At 70.7% G+C, this 23,405-nt stretch carries 19 protein-coding genes; 11 read left to right on the top strand and 8 right to left on the bottom strand.

What is annotated here, in order from left to right; translation table 11 throughout:
- The first annotated feature begins 10 nt into the window (after positions 1-10).
- On the top strand, positions 11-367 hold the full coding sequence (locus Aph01nite_RS19645; RefSeq protein WP_204042374.1) for a DUF8711 family protein: 357 nt from the start codon (positions 11-13) through the stop codon (positions 365-367).
- 77 nt (positions 368-444) lie between these two features.
- Here Aph01nite_RS19645 and Aph01nite_RS19640 read toward each other — a convergent pair whose 3' ends face one another.
- Complete coding sequence (locus tag Aph01nite_RS19640) at positions 445-663, bottom strand: DUF397 domain-containing protein (protein ID WP_204042373.1); 219 nt, start codon at positions 661-663, stop codon at positions 445-447.
- The gene (locus Aph01nite_RS19635; RefSeq protein WP_204042372.1) at positions 660-1,502 is read right to left on the bottom strand and encodes a helix-turn-helix domain-containing protein; all 843 of its coding nucleotides are present in this window, start codon (positions 1,500-1,502) and stop codon (positions 660-662) included. Before Aph01nite_RS19635 ends, Aph01nite_RS19640 begins: the two co-directional genes overlap by 4 nt.
- Before the next feature lie 175 nt (positions 1,503-1,677).
- On the opposite strand from Aph01nite_RS19635, the gene Aph01nite_RS19630 reads away from it, so the two are divergent.
- A complete protein-coding gene (locus Aph01nite_RS19630; RefSeq protein WP_204042371.1) occupies positions 1,678-2,097 on the top strand; it encodes an ATP-binding protein in 420 nt (139 codons plus the stop codon).
- On the opposite strand, the gene Aph01nite_RS19625 is transcribed toward Aph01nite_RS19630, so the two are convergent.
- Together Aph01nite_RS19625 and Aph01nite_RS19620 are read right to left on the bottom strand one after the other, a co-directional pair.
- Entirely contained in the window at positions 2,027-3,544 is a 1,518-nt protein-coding gene (locus Aph01nite_RS19625) for an AMP-binding protein (RefSeq protein ID WP_204042370.1), read from the bottom strand. The two genes, Aph01nite_RS19630 and Aph01nite_RS19625, sit on opposite strands and share 71 nt — an antisense overlap.
- Before the next feature lie 90 nt (positions 3,545-3,634).
- A complete protein-coding gene (locus tag Aph01nite_RS19620) occupies positions 3,635-3,880 on the bottom strand; it encodes a hypothetical protein (RefSeq protein ID WP_204042369.1) in 246 nt (81 codons plus the stop codon).
- 839 nt (positions 3,881-4,719) lie between these two features.
- On the opposite strand from Aph01nite_RS19620, the gene Aph01nite_RS19615 reads away from it, so the two are divergent.
- The 4 genes from Aph01nite_RS19615 (at position 4,720) to Aph01nite_RS19600 (ending at position 7,788) form a co-directional block, all read left to right on the top strand.
- Complete coding sequence (locus tag Aph01nite_RS19615) at positions 4,720-5,154, top strand: hypothetical protein (RefSeq protein ID WP_204042368.1); 435 nt, start codon at positions 4,720-4,722, stop codon at positions 5,152-5,154.
- 126 nt (positions 5,155-5,280) lie between these two features.
- Complete coding sequence (locus Aph01nite_RS19610) at positions 5,281-6,264, top strand: hypothetical protein (RefSeq protein WP_204042367.1); 984 nt, start codon at positions 5,281-5,283, stop codon at positions 6,262-6,264.
- A 52-nt stretch (positions 6,265-6,316) separates the two neighbouring features.
- Positions 6,317-6,910, top strand: a complete 594-nt coding sequence (locus tag Aph01nite_RS19605; RefSeq protein WP_204042366.1) for a hypothetical protein — start codon at positions 6,317-6,319, stop codon at positions 6,908-6,910.
- Positions 6,911-6,933: 23 nt separating this feature from the next.
- Complete coding sequence (locus Aph01nite_RS19600; RefSeq protein WP_275419256.1) at positions 6,934-7,788, top strand: inositol monophosphatase family protein; 855 nt, start codon at positions 6,934-6,936, stop codon at positions 7,786-7,788.
- Here the strand turns inward: Aph01nite_RS19600 and Aph01nite_RS19595 are convergent, their stop codons facing one another.
- Positions 7,789-9,453 carry a spherulation-specific family 4 protein gene (locus tag Aph01nite_RS19595; RefSeq protein WP_204042364.1) on the bottom strand — a complete coding sequence of 555 codons (1,665 nt, stop codon included), beginning with the start codon at positions 9,451-9,453 and terminating at the stop codon, positions 7,789-7,791. It lies immediately after the preceding gene.
- A gap of 125 nt (positions 9,454-9,578) precedes the next feature.
- On the opposite strand from Aph01nite_RS19595, the gene Aph01nite_RS19590 reads away from it, so the two are divergent.
- Positions 9,579-10,445 (top strand): serine hydrolase, encoded by an 867-nt coding sequence (locus tag Aph01nite_RS19590; protein WP_239161818.1) that lies wholly within the window; start codon positions 9,579-9,581, stop codon positions 10,443-10,445.
- On the opposite strand, the gene Aph01nite_RS19585 is transcribed toward Aph01nite_RS19590, so the two are convergent.
- Genes Aph01nite_RS19585 through Aph01nite_RS19575 form a run of 3 tightly spaced genes read right to left on the bottom strand, consistent with a single transcriptional unit; the run spans position 10,442 to position 17,844 of the window.
- Positions 10,442-15,220 carry a DNA repair ATPase gene (locus tag Aph01nite_RS19585; RefSeq protein WP_204042363.1) on the bottom strand — a complete coding sequence of 1,593 codons (4,779 nt, stop codon included), beginning with the start codon at positions 15,218-15,220 and terminating at the stop codon, positions 10,442-10,444. The two genes, Aph01nite_RS19590 and Aph01nite_RS19585, sit on opposite strands and share 4 nt — an antisense overlap.
- Positions 15,217-17,301, bottom strand: coding sequence for a flotillin family protein (locus Aph01nite_RS19580; protein WP_204042362.1), 2,085 nt, complete (start codon positions 17,299-17,301; stop codon positions 15,217-15,219). Before Aph01nite_RS19580 ends, Aph01nite_RS19585 begins: the two co-directional genes overlap by 4 nt.
- The gene (locus tag Aph01nite_RS19575; protein ID WP_204042361.1) at positions 17,302-17,844 is read right to left on the bottom strand and encodes a hypothetical protein; all 543 of its coding nucleotides are present in this window, start codon (positions 17,842-17,844) and stop codon (positions 17,302-17,304) included.
- 150 nt (positions 17,845-17,994) lie between these two features.
- On the opposite strand from Aph01nite_RS19575, the gene Aph01nite_RS19570 reads away from it, so the two are divergent.
- From Aph01nite_RS19570 to Aph01nite_RS19555, 4 genes are all read left to right on the top strand, one after another.
- The gene (locus Aph01nite_RS19570) at positions 17,995-18,858 is read left to right on the top strand and encodes an NAD(+)/NADH kinase (protein WP_239161817.1); all 864 of its coding nucleotides are present in this window, start codon (positions 17,995-17,997) and stop codon (positions 18,856-18,858) included.
- A gap of 96 nt (positions 18,859-18,954) precedes the next feature.
- Positions 18,955-19,356 (top strand): DUF485 domain-containing protein, encoded by a 402-nt coding sequence (locus tag Aph01nite_RS19565; protein ID WP_204042360.1) that lies wholly within the window; start codon positions 18,955-18,957, stop codon positions 19,354-19,356.
- A 1-nt stretch (position 19,357) separates the two neighbouring features.
- Positions 19,358-21,061: a monocarboxylic acid transporter gene (locus tag Aph01nite_RS19560; protein WP_204042359.1), complete on the top strand. Its 1,704-nt coding sequence runs from the start codon at positions 19,358-19,360 to the stop codon at positions 21,059-21,061.
- Positions 21,062-21,294: 233 nt separating this feature from the next.
- On the top strand, positions 21,295-23,232 hold the full coding sequence (locus Aph01nite_RS19555; RefSeq protein ID WP_239161816.1) for a hypothetical protein: 1,938 nt from the start codon (positions 21,295-21,297) through the stop codon (positions 23,230-23,232).
- Positions 23,233-23,405: the final 173 nt, after the last annotated feature.

Here is a 23,405-nt window from a genome sequence, read left to right as displayed (position 1 = left end):
TTCCGTCCCAATGAGAATCGTTCGCCTCACTGTCGTCGCCGTCGCCGCGACCACGTTCCTGACCGCCTGCGGACTGGGAGCCAACACCGCGCTGTGCGCCGAGGCCACCAAGGCCCTGCTCGACTACACCTCTCAGGTCACCGGCGCGGGCACCGACATCGAGGCCATCAACAAGGCCAACACCGACCTGGCCGGCAAGCTCAACGACATCTCCGCCAAGGCCGACGGTGACCTCAAGAAGACCCTCGACACCATGGCCACCACCTGGGGCGACCTCAAGATCGACCCGGCCGACCCGAACTCCATCACCGAGTTCACCACCAAGAGCGCCAACTTCGACTCGGAACTGCGCGCCGCCTGCAGCTGACCCGGCTGGTCAACCATGACGTACGGCCCGCGCTCCGGGAGGTCTGGCGCACGGGCCGTACGGGTTTCTATGCAGGGTCAGGAGAGGTCGAATTCCCCGCCCTTAACCCCGTGCACGAAGGCGTCCCACTCGCCCGGGGTGAACATCAGCTTCGGACCGTCGGGGTCCTTGGAGTCGCGCACGGCGATACCGTGCTTGAGCTGGGCGACCTCGACGCACTGGTTGCCCTGGGTGTTCGATCGGGTGGCCTTCCGCCACGTAGCGTCGGCCAGATCCGTAGGCTGAACGCCCTTCATGCCATCTCCTTCTCGACCGATTCGATCTTCTCTCTGGACTTCTCCGGGCTGAGCGCGGCCGCGCGGAGATGATCGAAGACCGTGGCGTAGCGGCGCACGTCGTCGGCGCTCTCCAGGTAGAGCTCACCGCCCGCGCTCTCCAGGAAGACCACGTCCGAATCCTCGGGATGCGCGAAGGTGAGGATCGCCAGCGGGTTGCCCATCCCCAGGTACGCCCCCGCGTCGAACGGCAGCACCTGGATGGTGACGTTCGACTGGACGGCGATCTCCTGGAGCCTGCGCAACTGCTCGGCCATGACGTACGGTCCCCCGACGGGACGCCGCAGGGCTGCCTCGTCGAGAACCACCCAGAGTTCGAAGGCCGGGTCGGACAGGCGCCGTTGCCGCTCCAGCCGTACGGTGATCCGCCGCTCGATCTCTTCGGGGTCCTCCACGAGAGCCGCACCGATCACCGCGCGGGCGTACGCCTCGGTCTCCAGGAGTCCGGGCAGCATCACCGGCTCGTAGTTCCGGACACTGGCGGCTTCCGCTTCCAGTCCGACATACGGCCCGGGGAGCACGTCCCCGAAATGGTGCCACCACCCACGACGCCCGGCGTCCCGGATCAGCTCGAGCAGGGCGTCCCGCTCGTGTCCGTTGGCGCCGTAGAGAGCGAGGAGATCCCGCATGGTCCGGCCCTGCGGCCGGGTGTGCCCGGTCTCGATCCGATACACCGTGGAACTGGCCAGTCCGAGTATCTGGGCCACTTCTTCGCGTGAATAGCCCGCCTCACAGCGCATCCGGATGAGTTCGCCGGCCAGGCGCCTCAACCGGACCGAAGGACTACGTCCCACGCTCATAAGCGGACAACTCCCCACAAACGACACTTTGCAATATTGCATTCGCAGGATTGCAAAGATGTAATCCACGGTGCAGGATGAATCGAAGTCTGCCACGGACTCAAGTGAGCGCTGCCTTCATGGGTGCACAGGGAGTTATCAGGGAATGACAATTCTCAACCGCGCGGGGAGAACCGTGATCTCGCGACCCTATTTCGGGGACGCGGCGGAGGCGGGCGCGGCCCGCCGGTTCATCTCGCACTCCCTCGGCGCCGCCCATCCGTGCCGGGACGACGCCGTCCAGCTGGCCGGCGAGCTGATCTCCGAGTCGCTCCGCCACGCGGTCGCCTGCGGCGATCTCGCGGGCTACACGATCGCGGTCACCACCACGCGGGACACCTGCCGGGTGGTGCTCTCCGCGCAGTCCCGCTGCGCGTGCTGGACCCGGCCCGCGCTCGGCCGGGGCGTGCACCTGGTCTCCCAGTTCACCCCGCTCTGGGGGGCGATGACCACCGACCACGGCACCACCGTCTGGTTCGAGGTGACTAGATCACCTCACGAGCCCAGGCGTAGTCAGCCTTCCCGTTCGGATGACGGCGCACATGCGGGACCCTGACGAACGCCTTCGGTAGCTTGAAGCGGGCCAGGCGCTCCGCGCACGCCGCGCGCAGCACCTCGTCGGGCACGTCGCTCTGGACGACCGCCACCACCTCCTGGCCCCACCGCTCGCTTGGGCGGCCCACGACCACGGCGTCCACCACGCCGGGCACCTCGCGGAGCGCGACCTCGACCTCCTCGGCGTAGACCTTCTCGCCGGCGGTGTTGATCACGGTGGCCTCGCGGCCGTACAGCTCGACGGTGCCGTCGGCGCGGAGCCTGGCCCGGTCTCCGGGGATGGCGTAGCGCTCGCCCGCTATCTCCACGAACGTGTCGGCGGTCTTCTCCGGGTCGCCGAGGTAGCCCAGCGGGATGGGGCCGCCTCTGGCCAGCCAGCCGATCTCCTCGCCGCCGGGCTCCAGGCGCCTGGTCTTGTCCGCGCTCAGCACGACGGTGTCCGGGCCCGCCACGAAGGGCCCGCCGTCCAGGCGGACCGCGCTGTTGCCGGACTCCGAGGAGCCCAGGGTGTCCACGATCCGCACGCCGGGGATCAGTTCGGCCAGTCGCGCGGCCAGGCCGTCCCCGAGCATCGCGCCCGACGTGCCGATCATGCCCAGCGCCAGCCGGTACGGGCGCCGCTCCAGCTCCTCGGCCAGCGGGCGCGCGAACGCGTCTCCGACGATGATCGTGCCGGTCACCTGTTCGCGTTCGAGGGTGGTCAGCAGGCCCGCCGGGTCGAAGCGGTCCACCTGGTCCGCGATCACGACGGTGGAGCCGAGGCACCAGCCGCTGAGGGAGAACCACAGGCCGGTGCCGTGCATGAGCGGGGCCGCGGGGAGCACCTTGCGGCGGGCGGCCACGGCGTGGGCGACCAGCGCGTCCAGGGACGGGAACCGGACGCCGAGGGGTCCGTCGAGGAGGTCGCCGATGCGCCAGAGCACACCTTTGGGCATGCCGGTGGTGCCGCCGGTGTACATGATGTGCAGGTCGTCCGGGGTGGGCCGGACGGGGACGGGGTCCGGTGCGGCGGCGGCGATGGCCTCCTCGTAGTCGAGCGCGCCCGCGGGAGGCGGGTTGCCGGATTCGTCCGGCACCTGGATGAGGAGCGCGTCCTTGGCGGCCTTCTCCACGAGGGGCGCGAAGGTCGCGTGGTAGACGACCGCGCGGGGCTTCGCGTCGGCGAACAGGTAGGCGAGTTCGTGTTCGGTGTACCGGTAGTTCACGTTGAAGGGCACCGTGCGGGCCTTGTGGGCGGCGAGCAGGGTTTCCAGGTACTCGGGGCCGTTGTGCAGGTACACGGCGACGCGGTCGGGCACGCCCAGGCCGTGGCCGTGCAGCAGGTTCCCGAGCCGGTTCGTACGCTCGTGCACCTGCCGCCAGCTCAGCCGCCGGTCCCGCCAGACCAGGCAGTCCCGGTCCGGTACGGCTGCCGCGAGCGCCTCGTGCAACGTCGCCAGATCGAACACGCGAGGCCTCCAGAACAATCATCCAGAATAATCGTCGGGATCATTCTGGCATGACTCCAGGTTACGGGTGTTAACTGGCTGAAATGGGTATCAACCGCTCCATAGGCCGCATAACACGACAAACGGGGGCAAGATGCCTGACACTCCGAAGAAGAAGTCCGCCAAGGCCACGGGTAAGGCCAAGAAGGCCGCGATCAAGGAAGCCCGGACCGCCCGGCGGGAAGGCTCCCAGGACTCATCGGCCAGCCGCTCCTCGGCGGCACGCTCATCCTCTTCGCGCACGTCGGCGGCCTCGTCGACATCGCGCACCTCAACCACGCAGTCGACCTCGTCCACACCATCCTCGCGCTCACAGTCCTCGTCACCGTTCCGGGAGCCCCAGCGCCCCCAGCACAACTGACCCCTCCACACCACCCAGCCCGGGATGGCACCCCCATCCCGGGCTGCCTCGCATGTCCCCTCTTTGTCGCTGCGCGACGGCTTACCGTGGTTCTCCCACCCTTGTTCGCGCTCGCGCGCAGCCGGCCACACGGCCGGGCCCCCGGACACACGGCCGGGCCCCCTTGCGCAGGCCTCCGAAGGCGGCACAGTTGCTGCCCCACCCACCCACCCTTATTCGCGCTCGCGCGCAGCCGGCCACACAGCCAGGCCCCCGGACACACGACCATCGACCCCCTGCGGAGACCCCCAGAAGCGGCACGGGTGCTGCCCCACCCACCCCTTTCACGCTCGCGCAGCCTGACACACAGCCAGGCCCCCGGACGCGCGACCATCGACCCCCTGCCGAGACCTCCGGAAGCGGCACGGGTGCTATCCCCGTCGGCCAGCCTGCCCGGCCCTGGCTCTGCCTGCCGGTTCGGTGGGGTGGCGGGCGGGAACTGCCACTGCCGGCAAATCGCGCACGGGTATCCCGGTCGGAGTTACTCCGGGCGGGTACACCCCGTGAGGCCAGGCAGCCCGCCAGGGCAACGGGGTGGGCGGGCGGGAACAACCACCGCTGGCCAAAACGTGGAAACGTCCCCGCCAGAACCACACCCAGGCAGGGCAGGCCCCGCAGGCCTGGTCAACCCTCCAAAGCGCAGGGTGGGCGGTGGGGGAGATCGGTTCCGTCGTGATCGGCGGGCCCGGACGGGCTCCCCTTGAGATCAGCTGGGTCGCTGCCGCATTCTCAGACCATGGCACACGCGATTGTGCTGGACAGACCCCGCGTCGCCCCCGGCGGACTGTGTGACCGCGTCGCCCTGCTCGATGTCCGCACCTCCCCCAACCGGGCGATCTTCTGGTCGGGCGTGGACGCCGCCTACGCGGAGGAACTCGCCCGGACGCTCGGCGGCGAGACCATCGGAGCCGTCATGTCGCTGCGCGGGGTCGTGCTCCCGCCGTCCGCGCCGGGCGAGGAAGCCGAGGACGCGTGGGCGATGTTGTCGGCGCGGTTCGCGGTGGCCTGTTCCGGGGAGGTGCGGGTGATCCTGCCGATGGATTACGACCTGGCCACCCTGAACTTCTGGACGCTCATCGAGCGGCCATTACTGGAGCGCAACCCCCGGGTGACGCGAATCATCCGGATTGAGGCCCCCACCCGGATCACCGTGACAATCTTCGAACGGTGATTTCCCGGGATCGCATACATCGGTGTAATTCCCCAGATTCCCCCCGCCCCGATTTCCGAGTAACTAGGACTGCATTTCCCGCTATTTCCCTGTTACCCTACTCGCATCACCATTCCTGGGGGTCGGGTGACGTTGCTGCGAATACTCGGCAGGCTCGCCAACGAGGCGGACGCCGTACTGGCTCTGGGCATCGCGGTCGTGGTGGGCATCCTGGGTATCACGTCCGTCGCGTCGGAAGCAGTGACCGGAAATGCCGTTCTGGTCACATTGGGCGTGCTTTCCCTGTCGATTCTGCGGGACCGCTGGCGGCGGGCCGAGATGACCGAGGAGATCGTCGAGACGCTGCGCGGCATGGACGGCGTGGCCGCCGAGATGGCCCGCGCCAACACGGTGCTCGCGCAGGCCACGGTGGCGCTCGGCGAGCAGTCGCTGGCCCAGATCAGGTCACGTCGGGAGTCGGTGGCCGAGGAACTCGCCCGGGCGCGGGAGAACACCGGGCGGTGGCTGTTCCGCGGCGGCACCGGAACGTACATCCGCGCCGTGACCCTGCCGGAGCTGATTCGCCGCGCCCGTCTGGAACGCCGCCCGCTCAACGTCCGCCTGGAAATCCTGGACCCCACCGACTTAACCGTGTGCGATCGGTACGCCCGTTTTCGCCGCTCAGTCTCGGAACTCCCGGACGGAACCGGCGAAATATGGACGACCGAGCGCACCCAGCTGGAGTCGTACGCCACGATTTTCGCGGCCTGCTGGTACCAGGCCATGTACAGCCTGCTGGACGTGCGGATCGGCCTGGCCACCACCATGGGAATCTTCCGGTGTGATATGTCCGACGACAGATTGGTGATCACCCAGGACGACGGGCCCGCCATGGTCGTGCCCCGGCAGAGTTTCCTCTACGCCTCGTACGAAACCGAACTGCGGACCAGTCTCGATCAGGCCAGGCCGGTCCATCTCGATAAAGCAGACGGAATCGCGCTCAGCGCCGAGCCGACCGTCGATGAGGTCCTCCGGCTCTTCGACGCACTCGACGTCCCCTTGGTGGTTTCCCATGACCTCATACCGCAGATCGTCGCCAAGGCGATCCGGCCGAAGAACCCGTACTCCTGAGCGGACCGGCGGGCCGCACCAGGCCGGCGAACACGCGGCGGGCCTGCGGCGCATGCTGCTGGCCGCCTCCCCCGACGGCGCGTTCCTGGCCGCCGCGCACGACCTGCTCAGATCGAGCCCCGTCACGGTCCGGCACCCGCTCGGCTTCCTGTGCGTGCCCATGCACCGCGGCCCGAGGTTCGGCCTCTGCCTGCACGTCTGGTCGGACGACCTGGTGTTCGACGCGCCCACCACCTCCCCGGTGCACGCCCACAGCTGGGGCCTGACCAGCTACGTGCTCACCGGGACGCTCCGCAACGACCTGATCGACGTGGTGCCGGACGACACCGCGCCCACCCACCGGGTCTTCACCATCCGGCCCGGCTCGGCGGGGGACCGGCTGCGGCGCACCTCCCGGCTGGTCCGGCAGACCACGGTCGCCTCCGAGCACTTCGGCGCCGGCCAGTTCTACGGCCTCGCGGCGGGCCGCTTCCACGCCACCGCCGCCCTTGGCGCGACCGCCACACTTGTGATGGCCGACAACCATCGCGAGAACCAGGAACTTAGTCTGGGAGACGTAGCGGCGCCCTCACATGACGTGATCAGGCATCCCGGGGGACACGACGAACTGTGCATCGCGGCGAAAGTCTTGGGACTGGACCGGTGATCCCGGCGAGAAGGGCTTCAGGGATGCGGCGGGAGACGGTTGACCTTCAACAGGCCCGGTATGTGGCGATCGACGCGGCCGAGAGCGCCGGGAGCCTGCTGCGCGGCCGGTCCGACCGGCACTTCGACGTCTGGGCGAAGAGCGAGGGCGACCTGGTCACCGAGCTGGACCTGGCCGCCGAGCGGCTGATCGTGGACCGGATCAGGGCCCGCTACCCGCACCACCAGATCGTCTCGGAGGAGGCGGGCACGCTCAGCGGCGACGTGCGGTGGAACTGGCTGGTCGACCCGCTGGACGGGACCAACAACATCGCGATGGGCCTCAACGTCTACACGGTGGGGATCACGCTCTGCCTGCGCGGCCTGCCGGTCGTGGCGGCGGTGCACGAGCCGGGCTCCGGGCACACCTGGTCGGCCGTGCGCCACCAGGGCGCGTTCGCGGGCCGGGACCGCCCGCTCGTCCGGCGGGAGCGGCCCCCGCGCAGCCGCCCGACGCTGGCGTGGAACCAGGGCTACCGGGTCACGCCGGAGGACCCGACCGCGACCGCGCTGCGGCTGGTGCTCGACCGGGAGTCCACCCGGGTGCTGCGGCTGTGGGCGCCGCTGCTGAGCTGGGTCATGCTGGCCAGGGGCGACCTGGACGGCATCGTCGGCTACGAGATCGGCGAGCTGGACCTGCACGCGGGCGCGCTGATCGCCACCGAGGCGGGCCTGCGGGTCACCGACCCCTCCGGGCGCGCCTTCGACCCGCGGGTGGGCACGCTCACGGAGGACCGCTCGCTGGTGGCGGGCACCGGGGAGGCCGTGCCCTGGCTGCTGGAACTGTGGTCCGCGGCCGAGAAGCTCAGCAGCCGGGTGCCCGACCTGTGGGACAGCTGATCACTCGACGGTGATCACCTCGCTGTAGGAGTCCGGGGTGGCGCCGCGGAAGACCGCCCGATGCGCGGAGATCGCCGGGTGGGCGGACTTGGGGACACGCCACACGTGCAGGTCGTCGGAGACGTCCAGGTCCACGGGCGCGACCGGGGTCCAGGCCCACGCCGGGCCCTGGTGGCGGAACAGCCAGCCGCTCTCCACCAGGTGGTCGGCGCCCAGGCCGAGCACGGGCAGGCCGGTGGTCTCGTCGCCGTCCAGGTCGAGGAGGACCTGGTGCACGTCGAAGGCGGTGCCGTACCGGACGGAGTAGACGACCGAGTCGGGGCCGATCTCGCCCGCCGGGTCGGTGATGGGGGCGCTTCCGGCCGTGGCGGTGGTGACGGTCAGGTCGGGTCCGGACGCGCCGCCCGCGTCGTTCCTGGCGACGACCGTGAAGGTGTACGGCGTGGCGGGGCTGAGCGCGCCGACGGCGAGAGCCGTACCGGGGGTGGTGGAGATGAGGCGGCCGTCGCGGTAGACGTCGTAGGCGTGCGCGCCCGGGGAGGCCGTCCAGCTCAGGCGCAGCCCGGACGGGCGGATCTGGGCGGCGGCGAGGTCCTCCGGCGGCGCGGGCCGTACGCCGGGGCACGGGAGCGTGGAGAGCCGGGCCGGCGGGCTGAAGTGGGAGAGGTTGCCGGCGTGGTCCCTGGCCCGGACCCGGATCTCGTACGGCCGGCCGGACCTGAGCTGGGCGAGTTCGACGGCGGGGGTCGCGCCGAGGGTGCCGGTGACGTGCTGGCCGTCCACGTAGACCTCGTACGCGACGGCGTCCGGCGACGCGGACCAGCGCAGCGACAGGCTGACCAGGTCGCGGCGGACCGCCTCCGGCTGGCCCGGACGGGACGGCGGCACGGTGTCGGTGGCCTGCGCCGCCTGTTTCTCGGCCGCCAGGTAGTCGTCGCCGGGCAGGGTGTCCCAGGGGTTGGCGAGGACGTCGGGGGTCACGTACATGTATCCGGCGTTGCGTTGTTTGCCCAGGTTCATGGCCTCGGCCGGGGCGGGGGCGTCGTGGACGAGGTGCCAGAAGCGGCGGGGGTCCTGGGTGAGCTGCCACTGCGGGGGCTGCCAGCCGCGGTAGGTCTCCAGGTCGCCCTCGAAGGAGACGAGCACGTCGGCGACGTCGGAGAAGCATTCGGGCACGCCGGTGCCGGGGTTGGCGGCCAGGCGGGCGGCCGGGTCGTACCGGCGGGTGAAGGCGCGCAGGTCGCGGTAGCCGTCGGCGGAGGCGCAGTCGTCGGCGACCTCGTCCAGGAAGACGCCGGTCAGGCCGTGCTCGCCGTAGAGGCGGTACCAGGCGGCGATCTCCTGCTGGGTCTGGGCCAGCCAGGCGGCGCGGCCGGTCTCGCCGAACCGGGTGACTCTGCCGGTCCGCCCGAGGTAGCCGGTGGTCACGTAGCCGAGCACGGTGACGCCGCGCTCGTGCGCCGCCCGCATGGCCTGCGCGAGCTCGGCGTCCACGGTGCGTCCCGGCCCGGAGACCGGGTTGGCGACCGCGATCCCGGGGCCGCTCAGCCGCCCCCAGGTGGCGGGCGCGAAGTACGCGGGCACCCCCAGCAGCTGGCCCACCTCCGTGCTGGGAACGGGCGGCGATAACAGGACGAAGGATGCGATGACCCGCAGTAGCAGCATGAGCACAGAAGGTTAGTGGCAATAGCTCACCGGGCGCGCGAACAACCGCGAAGCCGCTGTCCCGCGCAACCCGAAAGTGATTCATATCGTCACGCCGAACTGTGATCCTCGGCTAGCTTGGGCGCGTGCGCCCGACCATGGTGGCCTCCGTTGCCCTTCTTCTCGCCGCTCCCGCCGTCGCCGGCTGCGCGCCGGAGGCGGAAGTCCCGGTGTCGAAGGCGGCCTCGTTCGTCTCCGAGGCCACGCCCTCCCCCACCCGGACCGCGCGCAAGCCCGTGCTCGTGCCCAAGGGAGTGACGGCGGGCTACGTCGTCTTCGACCGCCAGGCCCGCAAGGTGACCGTCTTCCGGAACGTGCACAAACGTTTCCGGTCCGCCTCGGTCGTCAAGCTGCTGATCGCCATCGACCACCTTGAGGACGTCGCCAAGCCCGACCTGGCACTGCTCCAGCCGATGCTGCGCGTCAGCGACGACAACGCGGCCACCGCCCTGTGGCGGCGCGGCGGCCAAGGCAAGATCATTCTGCGGATGTCCAAGCGCCTCGGCCTGACCGACACCGGCCCGCCGCCCGCCGACAAACCGGGCTTCTGGGGTTACACCGCCATCAGCGCGCTCGACATCGCCAAGGTCTACCGCTACCTGCTGGAGAAGGCCGAGCCCAAGGTCCGCGACACGATCATGACTCAGCTGCGCAAGGCCGGCCAGTGCGGCAGCGACGGCTTCGACCAGTTCTTCGGCATTCCCCGGGCCGTGCCCAAGCCCTGGGCGGTCAAGCAGGGCTGGTCCGGGTACGGCTCAGTGCCGCCCTCCACGTGCGTACGCGCCCGCGCCGCGTCGGCCGACGTGGACTTCGTGCACCCGGTCCTGCACACCACCGGCGTGCTCGGCGACCGCTACATCATGGTCCTGCTGACGACCCAGACCACCCCCTGGGCCGACGCCACGAAGAAGATCACCAAGCTCGTCGGGGACGTCTACCGCGCCGCCCTCTAGGTCTCGCCTCTGGTGAGGGCCTTCTCGATGCCGGAGACGCGGTCGGCGAGCAGGCCGATCGCGCCCACCGCCCGGCTCATCGGGTCGTCGCCGTCCCCGCCGAGGGCGCGCTCCCTGAGGTAGCCGGCCTTGACCTCCGCCCACCGGGCACTCTGGGCCGGGCCAAGCGTGCCGCGCAGCTCGGCCAGCTTCAGCAGGTTGGCCTCCGCGCCCGAGGTGAGCGTCTGCGCCTCCCCCAGGTAGTGATCGTCGATCATGGCGTTGAGCTCGGTCTCGTTCATCACCGGCACCACCCGCTGGGCGAGCTTGTTCATGTTCCGGTACGAGCCCTGCAGCAGGAACGGCGGCTCGGTACGGCTGGCGTCCGCCTGCGCAGCCGACGCGATGTAGGCGCGGTTCACCGCCAGCACCACCTCCTGCACGCGCAGCAGGTTCCGCAGCACGCCCAGCACCTGCTCCAGCTCGGCCGCCCCGTACGGATGGTCGAGCTGGTCGGCGTTGCCCTCGCCGCGCGCGAGCCGTACGAGCTGGGCGATGTCGCCGCGGTCGGCGCCGGGGGCCAGCACGTCGTTGGAGGTCAGCGCGTTCTCGATGTAGCTGAGCGCGAACAGCTCGTCCCTGCCGGACAGGACCTCGCCGAGGTTCCAGACGTCGGCCCGGTTGGCCAGCATGTCGGGGATGCGGAACCGCTGCCCCGACTCGGTGTACGGATTGCCCGCCATGCACACCGCGAAGCGTTTGCCGCGCAGGTCGTACGTCCGGGCGCGCCCGTTCCAGACGCCCTCCATCCGGCGCTGCGCGTCGCACAGCGAGATGAACTTCTGCAGCAGCTCCGGCGAGGTGTGCTGGATGTCGTCCAGGTAGAGCAGCACGTTGTTGCCGCACTCCAGCGCGAACGAGATCTTCTCGATCTCCTGCCGCGCGGTCGCGCTGGGCGCCTCGGCCGGGTCCACGGAGGTCACCGTGTGACCGAGCGCCGGGCCGTTGACCTTGACGAAGACCAGCCCGAGGCGGCCGGCCACGTACTCCATCAGGGTGGTCTTGCCGTAGCCGGGCGGCGAGATGAGCAGCAGCATGCCCATCTGGTCGACGCGGTTCCCGTCCCCCAGCTGCTTGGCCAGGTTGTCGCCGATCAGCGGCAGGTAGACCTCGTCCAGCAGCCGGTTGCGTACGAAGGCGTTCATCACGTTCGGCCGGAACTCCGCCAGCCGCAGCCGCAGCCGCTCCGCCTCGACGAGTTCGCCCCGCCGGCGCTGGTAGTCGCGGTAGGCGGGCATGCGCTCGTCGCGGAACCGCCGGGTGCGCGCCAGGATCTCGTCCAGCCGAATCTCCAGCCGCCGCCCGTCGATGCGGGGGTGCGCGCCGAGCAGCCCGTCGGCCGTGCCGGTCAGCGCCGCCGACGACTCCTGCCGGGGCAGGTCGCACAGGAGCACCGCGACCGCCTCCGGCAGCAGGTCCGTCCCGCCGGCGGTCGTCGCGTAGGCGGTCAGCCAGGCCAGGGCGAGCTGGTGGCGGGCCCACAGGTCGAGCGTGCCCAGTTCCCCGGTGAGCGCCGCCGCCCGTTCCGGTCCGAGTGAGCCGCGGAATCTGTCCAGGAATGAGCGGACTTCGGCGCTGGTCACGAACCCGTCGGCGTGGTCGGCCAGTTCCTCGACGAGATACTCGGCCGCGTCCTGGTCGGCCGTGAGCCCGTGTTCGCCCGCGAAGGCGGTGACGGCCTCGGCCAGTTCGCCGCGCAGCTCCGCGATGGCCGCCGCCGTCCCGCCGAACAGCTCCCGGGCCCGCGCGAGCGAGCGCGCCCGTGTCGTCCAGCGGGCGCGGGCGGGCTCGTCCGTGCCGAAGGCCCAGAAGAACTGGGCGGCGGCGCGGGCCGGCGCGGGGTAGCGCAGCAGGCCGGCGCCCGCGTGCAGGTGGCGGAGCACGTCCAGGATCGCGGCGGCGTCGTGGTCGTGCACGCCCCGCTCGTAGCCCTCGTCGAAACGTTCCTCGGCGGCCCGCCGTACGTGCGCCAGCAGGTCGCCCTCGGGCGGGTTCCCGGCCGCGAGCACGGCGGTGGCCAGGTGCTCCGCGCGGTAGACCTCGGCGGTCTCGGAGATCAGGAGCTGGTTCCAGAACGGCCGGGTGTCCGCGAAGGCCGGGTCGGCGACGGGCGAGCGGTAGTCGGTGCCGGTGATGGCGAAGGCCAGGCCGCCCTCGTGCGGCACCAGGGTCAGGTCCGCGGGCTGGGTGTTGACGGCGAACCGGTGCCTGCCCAGCCGTACGGCGTCGCCGTCGAACAGGTCGAGGCGGTCGCGGAGGCTGCGCCCGGCCTCCTGGCGGGCGGCCCGTACCCGGCCGTCCAGCTCCTCGGCCCGCACCTGGTCGCCGAGTTCGCGCAGCTCCTCGGCGACCCCGCGCAGTTTGCCCACCATCGGGTCGGTGGCGAAGTAGGTGTTGACCTCGTCGAGGCTTGCCAGGGCGGCCGAGCGACGCCGTACGCTGCCGAGGATGCGGTCCGCGGACTCCACCAGGCGGTCGGCCCGGCGCGCCCGCTCGTCCAGCAGGGTCTGCTTGCGCGCCGAGAACGCCTCGTAGACGTCCTCCCGTTTGCGTTCCAGCTGGGCGAGGAAGTCGTCGAAGTCGGTGAACCGCGACTCCAGCCCTTCCAGCTGGAGCAGCAGCCGCCCGAGTTGCTCGTCGCAGCGCTCCGGCGTGCCGGACCCGGCGAGCGCGGCGGCGACGGCCTGTCCGAGCAGCGCGAACTCGGCGGCGAAGGCCGCGCGTCCCTCGCTGCCCAGCAGTTCGCGGCGGCGCGCGTCCAGGGTGGCCCTGGCCCGGTTGATCCCGGCCAGCACCGATCCGACGTGCTCCAGGATGGCGGTGCGCGCGGTGGCGTCGACGTCGAGCGTGCCGACGACCTCGACGAGGGTCTCCAGGCCGGTCGCCTGCCGGTCGAGCCGGTCGGTGACCGGTCCCGCCCCGGCCACGGTGGTGATCGCCTCCGCGTCGGCGGCCAGCCGGTTCACCTCGTCGTGGTAGCCGGTGAACGCGTCCGCGTCCCGCAGTTGCCCGACCACCCGCCCGGCGGTCGCGGCCAGCTCCTCGGCTAGGCCCGCCGCCATGCCGTCCAGCCGGGCCAGGTCCATGTGCCGCCGCTCCCGCAGCGTCACCAGGTGCCCCTGCGCCCGCCGCAGCTCGGCCAGCCGGGTCACCCCGTCCCCGTCGACGGCCTTGATCCGCGCCGCCGCCTCGTCCAGCGCGAGCACGGCCTGCGCGGTCATCTCCTGCACGTTCTCGAACTCGTCGAGCACCTGCTCGGCGGTGGCCCGCAGCGCGGTCAGCGGCTCCCGCAGCCCGTGCTCGCCCAGCCAGTGGTAGGCGTCGAAGGCCCGCTCGCAGGCCGCGATCAGCGCCTCGAAGACCGGCGCGGCCGGCGACATCTCCCGCACCATCCGGGTGATCGACAGGCAGTCCGAGATGCCCCGGACCAGCTCCCCGTTGCCGATCCGCTCCAGCGGCCCGGTCCCGGTCGGCGCCGCCGTCTCCGTCTGGTACGGCGTCTGCCACACCTGCATCGGATGCACCCGGGTCGGCTCGTCCGACACCGCCTTGAACACCACGAGCGTGCCGTCGTCGAACAGCGAGTAGCCGTGGCAGGAGATCGGCGTCGCCACCTCCTTGCGGATCACGTTGTACGGCAGCAGCAGCGAGCGCCCCTCCTCCCGGGCGTGGAAGACGTAGAGCACGTCCTCCTCGGCCCGGATGACCCGCTCGTACTCCAGGCTGGCCACGTCGGTCTCGAAGGTCTTCACGACGCCGGTCGTCAGGTAGTAGCCGCCCGGGAAGATGATCCCCTGGTCCTCCGGCAGCCGCCGGCACGCCTGCCCGATGCCGTCCAGCCGTACGACCTCCCTGGTCCTGGTGTTGAACACCAGGTACCGCCACTCGGTCTCCTTGTACGGCCTGATCTTCAGCAGGATCAGCGGCCCCACCCGCGCGTGCCAGACGTCCGCGTCGGCCAGGCTCTGCAGCGGCTCCGCCACCGGCTCCCGGTAGACGCCCTCCCCCGTCTCCGTGTTGTTCTCGACCTTGATGGTGAGGTCGCCGCCGACCGTCTCGACGAACACCTCGCCCCCGATCGAGATGTGCGGATGCCGTCCCAGCACGTGGTCGTCCCGGGTGGTCTCCACCCACTCGAAGTCGTGCGCGGGCGGGAACACGTGGTCGCGCTCGCCCCGGTTGTCCAGGTAGGTGAGCCCGCCGTCGTTGCCGACCGCCCAGCGCAGCACCCGGATGTCCTGCGGCCCGGTCTGGAAGACCGCCAGCAGCCGCCCTTCCACCCGGCGCAGCTGCAGCAGGCGCGTCTCCTTGTAGTACCGGTACAGCTCGCCGAAGTCCCGCTCGAACTGCGGGTCGGTGAACAGGCTGGGCGCGTCGTCGAACCGGAAGGCGTCCCCGTCCCGGGAGAACCGGTGGAAGGCGAAGACGTCCGCCACCGCGGTCTGCGGCTTCAGCCCGATGAACACGTTGTAGCCGAACACCATCGTGTCCCCGGCCGAGACGATGTCCCTGGGCACGCAGTTGTTCTCGGTCCTGATCCGCTCGGTCCCGATCAGCCGCAGCTCGGAGCTGCCGAACACGCCGAGCCGCCGCTGGTTGAGCTGCTCCGCCGCGGCGGCCAGCTCGCCGGCCTGCCCGGCCAGCCGGGCCCGCAGGATCTCGTACGTGCCCGCGTCCAGACCGGCCGTCACGACATCGGCCTTCTCGACATCGGCCTTCTCGACATCGGCGGTCACGACTTGGCCGGGTCGAGCGCGGCGACCGTGGCCATGGGGGCCTCGGCCACGCCGAGCCGCTGCGCGGTGGTCAGCAGCTCACGCAGCTTGTCGGTGTCCGCGCCACCGGTCTGGATCAGCCGCAGCAGGAACGCCGACAGCGTCAGGTTCCGCACGTCCGCGCTGTCCACCCCATTGACGATCTTCGCCAGGTCGTCGGCCAGGCTCCCCGTCCCGTTCAGGTACGGCGCCGCGATCGACCGCGCCGCCTCGGAGCTGTCCAGGAACCCGTCCACGCTCTTGCCCAGCGCGACCGAGCCGACCAGCTTGTCCAGGAACACCGAGTCGCCGCCGACGATGTCGATGCTGGCCTGCTGGAGCCCCGCGGAGAGCACGGCGGCCTGCGCCTCGGCGACCTCGCGATGCGCCTTGACCCCGGCCAGCCGGATCTCCTTCTCGGCCTCAAGGCGCAGCCGGTACTCCTCGTGGCCCCGGCCCGCGTCGGTCATCGCGGCGATCGCGGCGGCCTTCTCGGTCAGGCCCTCCGCCTCGGCCTTCAGCTTCTCGCCCACCATCATGGCGGCGGACAGGGCCTTGGCCTGCTCGCCGTCCGCCTCGGCCTTCAGCCGCTCCCGGGTGCCCTCCGCGCTCGCCAGGGCCTTCTCCCGCTCGACGGCGGCCTGGGCCCGGCCCACCTTCTCGATGGCGGCCGCGTCCCGCTCCTTGACCTGCACCTCGGCCAGGCCGGCCGCGGCCGCTTCGGCCTGCACGCCCTCGGCCAGCCGGATCTTGGCGCGGGCGTCCAGCTCGGCCGCCTGCTGCCGGGCCTCGGCCAGCACCAGTTCCTCGCGGGCCCGGAACTTGGCGGCCTGCTCGGCGGCCTCGGCCGCCTTGATGTCCTTGACCAGGTTCTCCTGGGCCTCGGCCTCGGCGCCGATGATGACGGCCTGGCGGGTGCGCTCGGCCTCCTCCACCACGCGCAGCCGCTTGATGTGCTCCTCCTGCTCGGCCACCGTCTTGTCGACCGCGATGCGCTCCCGCGTCACCTCGGCGATGGCCCGCCTCTCGACCTCGATCTCCTTGTCCTTGGCGATCGTGGAGAGTTCGGTCTCCCGCTCCCTGGCGATCACCTCGAGCAGGCGGTCCTTCTCGATGCGCTCGGTCTCGATGGCGATGACCCGCTCGCGGTTCTTCTGCGCGACGGCGATCTCCCGGTCCCGGTTCTGCCGCTGGATGCCCAGCTGCTCGTCCGTCCGCACCGCCGCGGCCTCGGCCTTGAGGCGCTCCTCGGCGCGCACCTTGGCGGTCTCCGCCTCCTCGCGCGCCTGCATGGTCTCGACCTCGCGCTTCTGCTTGGTCTCCGCGTCGGCCTGGCGGCGCTCCAGCTCCAGGATGGCCTCCCGGGCGTCCACGTTCTGCCGGGTGATCTCCTTCTCCTCGTTGCGCTGGAACTCGTTGGTGCGCACGTGCTCGATGGCGGTCAACTCGGTGATCTTGCGGATGCCCTGGGCGTCCAGGATGTTGGCCGGGTCCAGCTTGGCCAGCGGCGTCTGCTCCAGGTAGTCGATGGCCGCGTCCTCCAGGCTGTACCCATTGAGGTCGGTGCCGATGACGCGCAGGATCTGGTCCCGGAACTCGTCCCGCTTGGTGTACAGGTCGACGAAGTCCAGGTGCTTGCCGACCGTCTTGAGCGCCTCGGAGAACTTGGCGTTGAACAGCGTCTGCAGGGTGCCCTCGTCGCTGGCCCTGGCGGTGCCGATGGCCTGGGCCACCTTCACCACGTCCTCCGCGGTCTTGTTGACCCGGACGAAGAAGGTGATCCGGATGTCGGCCCTGATGTTGTCCCGGCAGATCAGCCCCTCGTTGCCGGACCGCTCGATCTCGATGGTCTTGACCGAGATGTCCATCACCTCGGCCTTGTGCACCACGGGCAGCACGACCGCGCCCGTGAACGTCACGTCCACCCGGCGCACCTTGGAGACGATCAGCGCCTTACCCTGCTCCACCTTGCGGAACAGGCGGCTGATGATGAACACCAGACCGATCACGATCAGCAGGATGACGGCGACTAAGATGCCGAACCCGGCGGAGATGACGTCCATTCAGAGTTCCCCCTCGTAGGGCATGACCCAGAAGAACTCGCCTTCCGCGTCATAGTCGAAGATCAGCGCGGTGCCGCCCGCGCGGAAGGTGTCGGTGCCGGTCTGCCGGACCTGGATCACCGCGGAGGAGCCGTCCTCGGCGTGCACTTCGGCTTGGCCGAAATCCCGGGTCACCGTGCTGGTGCGGAGCACGCAGAGGCGGCCGACGAAGTCCGTACGGGACGGCGCCCGGACCGCGGGCAGCGCCTTGCGCACGGCGGACAGCAGCAGGCGCGCGCTGAGCCAGCCCCCGGCCAGCGCGACGGCGAGCACGGCGACCCGGGCCGGGCCACCAGTGAAGAGATGTGTTCCGGCGAGCGTGACGAACCAGGCCACGGCCACGAAAAACGAGACCGCCGCGGCCATCGGAATGCTCAGCAATTCGCCGTCGTCCAGATCGGCCAGCCCGGTCACCACGAGCACCCAGAACACCAGCACGACCAGCAGCGCGAACGTGAACAGGACGGCGGGAAACTCCAGCGCCGTTTCCACCAAGTCGCTCATGCCGCCCTCCGGCCGTCGCCAAGCCCCCTGGACAGCTGAACGTGAAATCTACTTACACGGGTTCCGGAGATCAATATTTCATCTGATTTCTGTCCTTATGGGACTACGGCCGATGAGTCGGGGTTCAGATGGTTCACCTAGAGTTACCCCATGGGCATGGTGAGTACGGTCGGTATGGTCCTGCACCCGAAGCGGGACTCCAGAGAGGCCATCCAGACGATCATCGATTGGGCCAGGAGCCGCGACGTGACCGTGCTCGGCCTGCACGAGGAGGTCGACCGCATCGACTGCAGCGCCGTCCCCGTGGACGCGGCCGCGCTCGCCGGGCGCTCCAACCTGCTGGTGAGCCTGGGCGGCGACGGCACCATGCTGCGCGCGATGCGCCTCAACGCCGGCCGCAGCACCCCCGTGCTCGGCGTCAACCTGGGCAAACTCGGCTTCCTCGCCGAGATCGACGTGCACGAGCTCCAGCCCGCCCTGTCCGCCATCGACAACCGCCAGTACACGATCGAGCCGCGGATGGCCATCCAGGCCATGCTCCCCCGGGAGGGCGAGCGGCGGGCCTTCAACGACATCGCCCTGGTCCGCACGCCCGGCGACGGCCTGGCCGCCGTGTCGGTCTCGGTGGAGGGTCACCCGTTCGTCCGGCTCGCCGCCGACGCGGTCATCGTGGCCACCTCGACGGGGTCCACCGCGTACAGCTTCTCGGCCGGGGGGCCGATCGTCTCGCCCACCGTGGAGGGCTTCCTGGTGGTGCCCGCCGCCGCCCACTCCACCTTCAACCGGGCCCTGGTGCTCTCCATCGACGAGGAGGTCACCCTGGACGTGCTGCCCTCCAGCGGTCGCCTCGCCGTCGAGGTGGACGGCCAGGTCGGCGGCCACCTCGACCCCGGCGAGTCGATCACCGTGAGCGCCCGGCGTTCGGCCGCCCATGTCGTACGGCTCGGCACCACCACCTTCTACGAGCGGGCCCGGCGCAAGCTCCGGGTGAGCGGCAGCGCCGAAGCCGATTAGTTATTCGGCGTTTTCCGGAAAAAGCCAGCACCCGCCCTTATCGTTTGGTTTCGTTGTGAAGTGACACGAGCACAGACGGTGACCATGGGAGGGCCGATGGCCGAGACGCCGCGCCGCGCCGCCGTCCCCGGCGAATTCACCGCCCTCGCCCAAGACGACCGGTTCCGCCTGCTCAGGACCAGGTTCCGCCGCCTGGCCTGCACGCTCGTCGCGTCCTTCCTGGGCTGGTACTTCCTGTACATCGCGCTGTCCGCGTTCGCCCGCGACTTCATGGCCCGCCCGGCCTTCGGCCACATCAACATGGCCCTGCTCCTCGGCGTGCTGCAGTTCGTCTCGACCTTCCTGCTGGCCTGGCGCTACACCCGGTACGCCCGCCGCATGCTGGACCCGCTCTCCGCGCAACTGCGCGACGAGGCGGGCCGCCGCCAGGCCGAACGCGAGCACATCGAGCGGGTCATGGCCGAGCGCCGGCGGATCGAGAACTGGACGAGGGGCTGACATGCACAGCGACGGCCGTTTCCTGACGTTCGGCCTGTTCGTGGTGTTCATCCTGATCACCCTGGGCATCACTCTCTGGGCGCGGGCCAACACCCGTGACGCCGACGACTTCTACGCCGGTGGCCGGGCCTTCTCCGGACCGCAGAACGGCCTCGCCCTCGCCGGTGACTACATGTCCGCCGCGTCCTTCCTCGGCATCGCCGGCATCATCGCCCTGTCCGGCTACGACGGCTTCCTCTACTCCATCGGCTTCCTGGTCGCCTGGCTGCTGACCCTGCTGCTGGTCGAGCTGATGCGCAACGCGGGCCGCTTCACCATGGCAGACGTGCTCTCCTACCGGGCCAGGCGGCAGCCTCGGGTGCGCACCGCCGCCGCCGTCTCCACCGTCACCGTCTCGGTCTTCTACCTGCTGGCCCAGATGGTCGGCGCGGGCGCGCTGGTCTCCCTGCTGCTCGGCATCCACCCCGGCGAGACCTTCCTCGGCCTGTCCGCCGGCTCGGCCAAGGTCCTGACCATCATCGTGGTCGGGATGATGATGGTCTTCTACGTCACGTACGGCGGGATGAAGGGCACCACCTGGGTGCAGATCATCAAGGCCGTGCTGCTGATGGCCGGCACGACCGTGCTGACCGTGCTCGTGCTCGGCCGGTTCGGCTTCAACCTGAGCGACATGCTCGGCGCCGCCGCCGAGGCCAGCGGCCGCTCCGCCGACTTCCTCCAGCCGGGCCTCAAGTACGGCAGGGAGATCGAGGGCGACCCGCTGCGCACGCTCATCAACAAGCTGGACTTCATCAGCCTGGCCGTCGCCCTGGTGCTCGGCACGGCCGGGCTGCCGCACATCGTCAGCCGGTTCTTCACCGTGCCCGACGCCCGCGCCGCCCGTACCTCCGTGAACTGGGCGATCGGCCTGGTCGGCCTCTTCTACCTGATGACCCTGGCCCTCGGCTTCGGCGCCACCGCCGTCGTCGGCCAGGAGGCCATCACCGCCCAGGACCCGGCGGGCAACACCGCCGCCCTGCAACTCGCGCACACCCTCGGCGAGTTCGCGGGCGGGCCGCTCGGCGGCGACATCCTGCTCGCCTTCATCGGCGCGGTCGCCTTCGCCACCATCCTGGCCGTCGTCTCCGGCCTGGTGCTGGCCTCCTCCACCTCGCTCGCGCACGACTACTTCGGGCACGTGCTGATGCTGGGCCGGCCGCGTGAGTCGCAGGAGGTCGCGGTGGCGCGGTTCGCCGCCTTCCTGGTCGGCGCGCTGGCCGTGGTGCTGGCGGTGGTGGCCAGGAACCTGAACGTGGCCTTCCTGGTGGCGCTCGCCTTCGCCATGGCCGCCTCCGCCAACCTGCCCGCCATCGTGCTGTCGCTGTTCTGGCGCCGGTTCAACTCCACCGGCGTGGTCGCAGGAATCTACGGCGGGCTGCTCGGCTCGCTGCTGCTGATGGCCTTCTCCCCCGTGGTCTCCGGCAAGATCGACCCGGCGACGGGGGCCAGCCTGTCACTGCTCCCCGCCGGAGTGGACTTCCACGTCTTCCCGCTGGAGAACCCCGGCCTGGTCTCCATCCCGTTCGGCTTCCTGTGCGCCGTCGCCGGCACCCTGCTGAGCAGGGAGAAAGCCGACCAGGAGCGGTACGACGAACTGTCGGTCCGCGCTTTGACCGGCACCGGCTCGCACCGGGCCGCGCACCGCCGCCCGCCCAGGCGCAAATAATTCTCATTTCAATGAACCGCTCACCGCTCGGGACCGTTGTGACCAACGAGTGTTCCTCTGTGCCGAAATCCGGCGTCCGGCGGGGCTTCTCCAGATAGGGCGTTCCACGCTGTTCCAACACGGGTCACAGCAAGCGGCCGTCAAGGGACATGCAACCCGGGTCGTCTATCACTTGAGTCGTACAGGCGTGGGGCCTGGGGGAACCGAAACGACCTGCAGGATGAGAGGAAGCCGTGAGCTTGGTACAAGGGCTGGAGACCTTATCAGCCGACTTCGGCGACGGCATCGAATTCACGCTCGTCGCCGGCGAACGCGCGCTCTACGTGGACGGGGACCTGCAGGCGGCCAGACGGTGGTTCGACGACGCGTACCGGATGGCGCAGGGGGAGGACAACTCCATCGCGATGGCACGGGCCGCGCTCGGGCTCGGCGGGGTCTGGGTGCACGAGCACCGCACCACCGTCGACGCCGGCCTGGTCCGGATGCGCCAGCGGCACGCCCTGTCCGGCATCGACCCGCGCTCCACCCTCGCCCTCCGCCTGCGGGCCCGGCTCACCGGCGAGGAGGACTACCGCAACGGTGAGCACGCCGCCATCATCAAGGTCGTCGCGGAGGCCCGCAGGGCCGGCGACGCGCAGGCCCTCGCCGAAGCCCTCAGCCTGGCCCACCACTGCCTGCTCGCCCCCGAGCACGGCATGCTCCGCGCCGACCTGGCCGAAGAGCTCGTCGCCCACGCCGGGAGCACCGGCCGCCGCGGCGACCTGCTCATGGGCCTGCTCTGGCAGACCGTGGACCGCTTCCTGGCCGCCGACCCGCACGCCGAGCGCGCCCTGGAGGAGCTGCGCGGCCGGCTGGACCTGCACGACCACCGCGCCGTCGGCTTCGTGGTCAGCGCCATCGACGTCATGCTCGCCATCAGGACCGGCCGCTTCGGCCACGCCGAGACCCTCGCCAACGTCGCCGCCGAGCGCGGCGCCACCGCCGGCGACGTCGACACCACCGGCTGGTACGGCGGCCAGCTCGGCACCATCCGCTGGTACCAGGGCCGGATCGCCGAACTCGTCCCGGTGCTGATGGAGATGGTCAACTCGCCGATGCTGAGCGCCGTCGACAACTCCTACTTCGCCGCCCTCGCCGTCGCCGCCGCCAGCAACGGCGACAAACGGCTCGCCGCCGGCATGGTGGCGCGCCTGCGCGGCCGCGACCTCGGCGACCTGCCCCGCTCCAGCAGCTGGCTCACCACCATGTACGGCATCGTGGAAGCCGCCCACCTGCTCGACGACGCCGAGACCGCGGCCCAGGCGTACCACCTGCTCACCCCGTTCGCCCGGCTGCCCATGATCGTGAGTCTGGGCGTCTCCTGCTTCGGCTCCACCCGGCACACGCTCGGCATGGCCAGCCTCACGGTCGGCGACGTGGACCGGGCGGTGGAGCATCTGCGCGGGGCCGTACAGGACAATCTGGCGCTCGGGCACTGGCCGGCCGCGGTGCTGTCGCGGTGGCGGCTCGGGCAGGCGCTCGCCCGGCGCGGCGGCCCGAACGACGAGGCCGCCAACCGGGAGCTCGCGCAGGCGCAGGAGGAGGCGGACGAGCTCGGCATGCTGCTGCCGGCCGCTCCGGAGGCGCGCACCCCGGTCAAGTCCAAGGACGCCGGCAAGTGCCGCCGCCACGGCCGCCACTGGCTGATCGAGCTCAGCGGCCGCAGCGTGCTGGTCGACCACAGCGTCGGCATGCGCCACCTGGCCACCCTCATCTCCAACCCCGGCAGTGAGATCCGCGCCACCGACCTGGCCGCCGGGCCCGGCATGACGGAGGGCGAGACCGACACCGGGCAGCCGCTCCTGGACGAGCAGGCCAAGCGCACGTACAAGCAGCGCCTGGCCCAGTTGCAGGCCGAGATCGACGAGCTGGAGTCGCAGCACGACCTCGGCCGCACCGAGGCGCTGCGCGCCGAACGCGACTGGCTGGTCGACGAGCTGGCCGCCGCCACCGGCATGAGCGGCCGGGTCCGCCGGTTCACCGGCAGCGAGGAGCGCGCCAGGATCGCCGTCGGCAAGGCCATCCGCCGGGCCCTGGCCCGCATCACCGAGGCCGACCCCATCATCGGCGAGGAACTCCGCACCACGGTCCAGACCGGCCTCCGCTGCTGCTACCGCCCCTCGGACCGCTAAGAGGCCCAAACGGGACGAAACCCGGTCGCTCTCGGCGGTGCCGCGTGAACCGGCCAAGCCTGCGTCGACGGCGCTGGATGACGGCGAGAATCGTCGGCTTTGGGTCGCTCTGTTGGGTGTGTGAGGCCTCGCCGGCGGGGTTCCATCGGATGGAACGGGATGTCACGCCTTCC

It is taken from the genome of Acrocarpospora phusangensis (assembly GCF_016862995.1).
Taxonomy (GTDB): domain Bacteria; phylum Actinomycetota; class Actinomycetes; order Streptosporangiales; family Streptosporangiaceae; genus Acrocarpospora; species Acrocarpospora phusangensis.
This window is presented reverse-complemented; position numbering and strand designations above follow the sequence as displayed.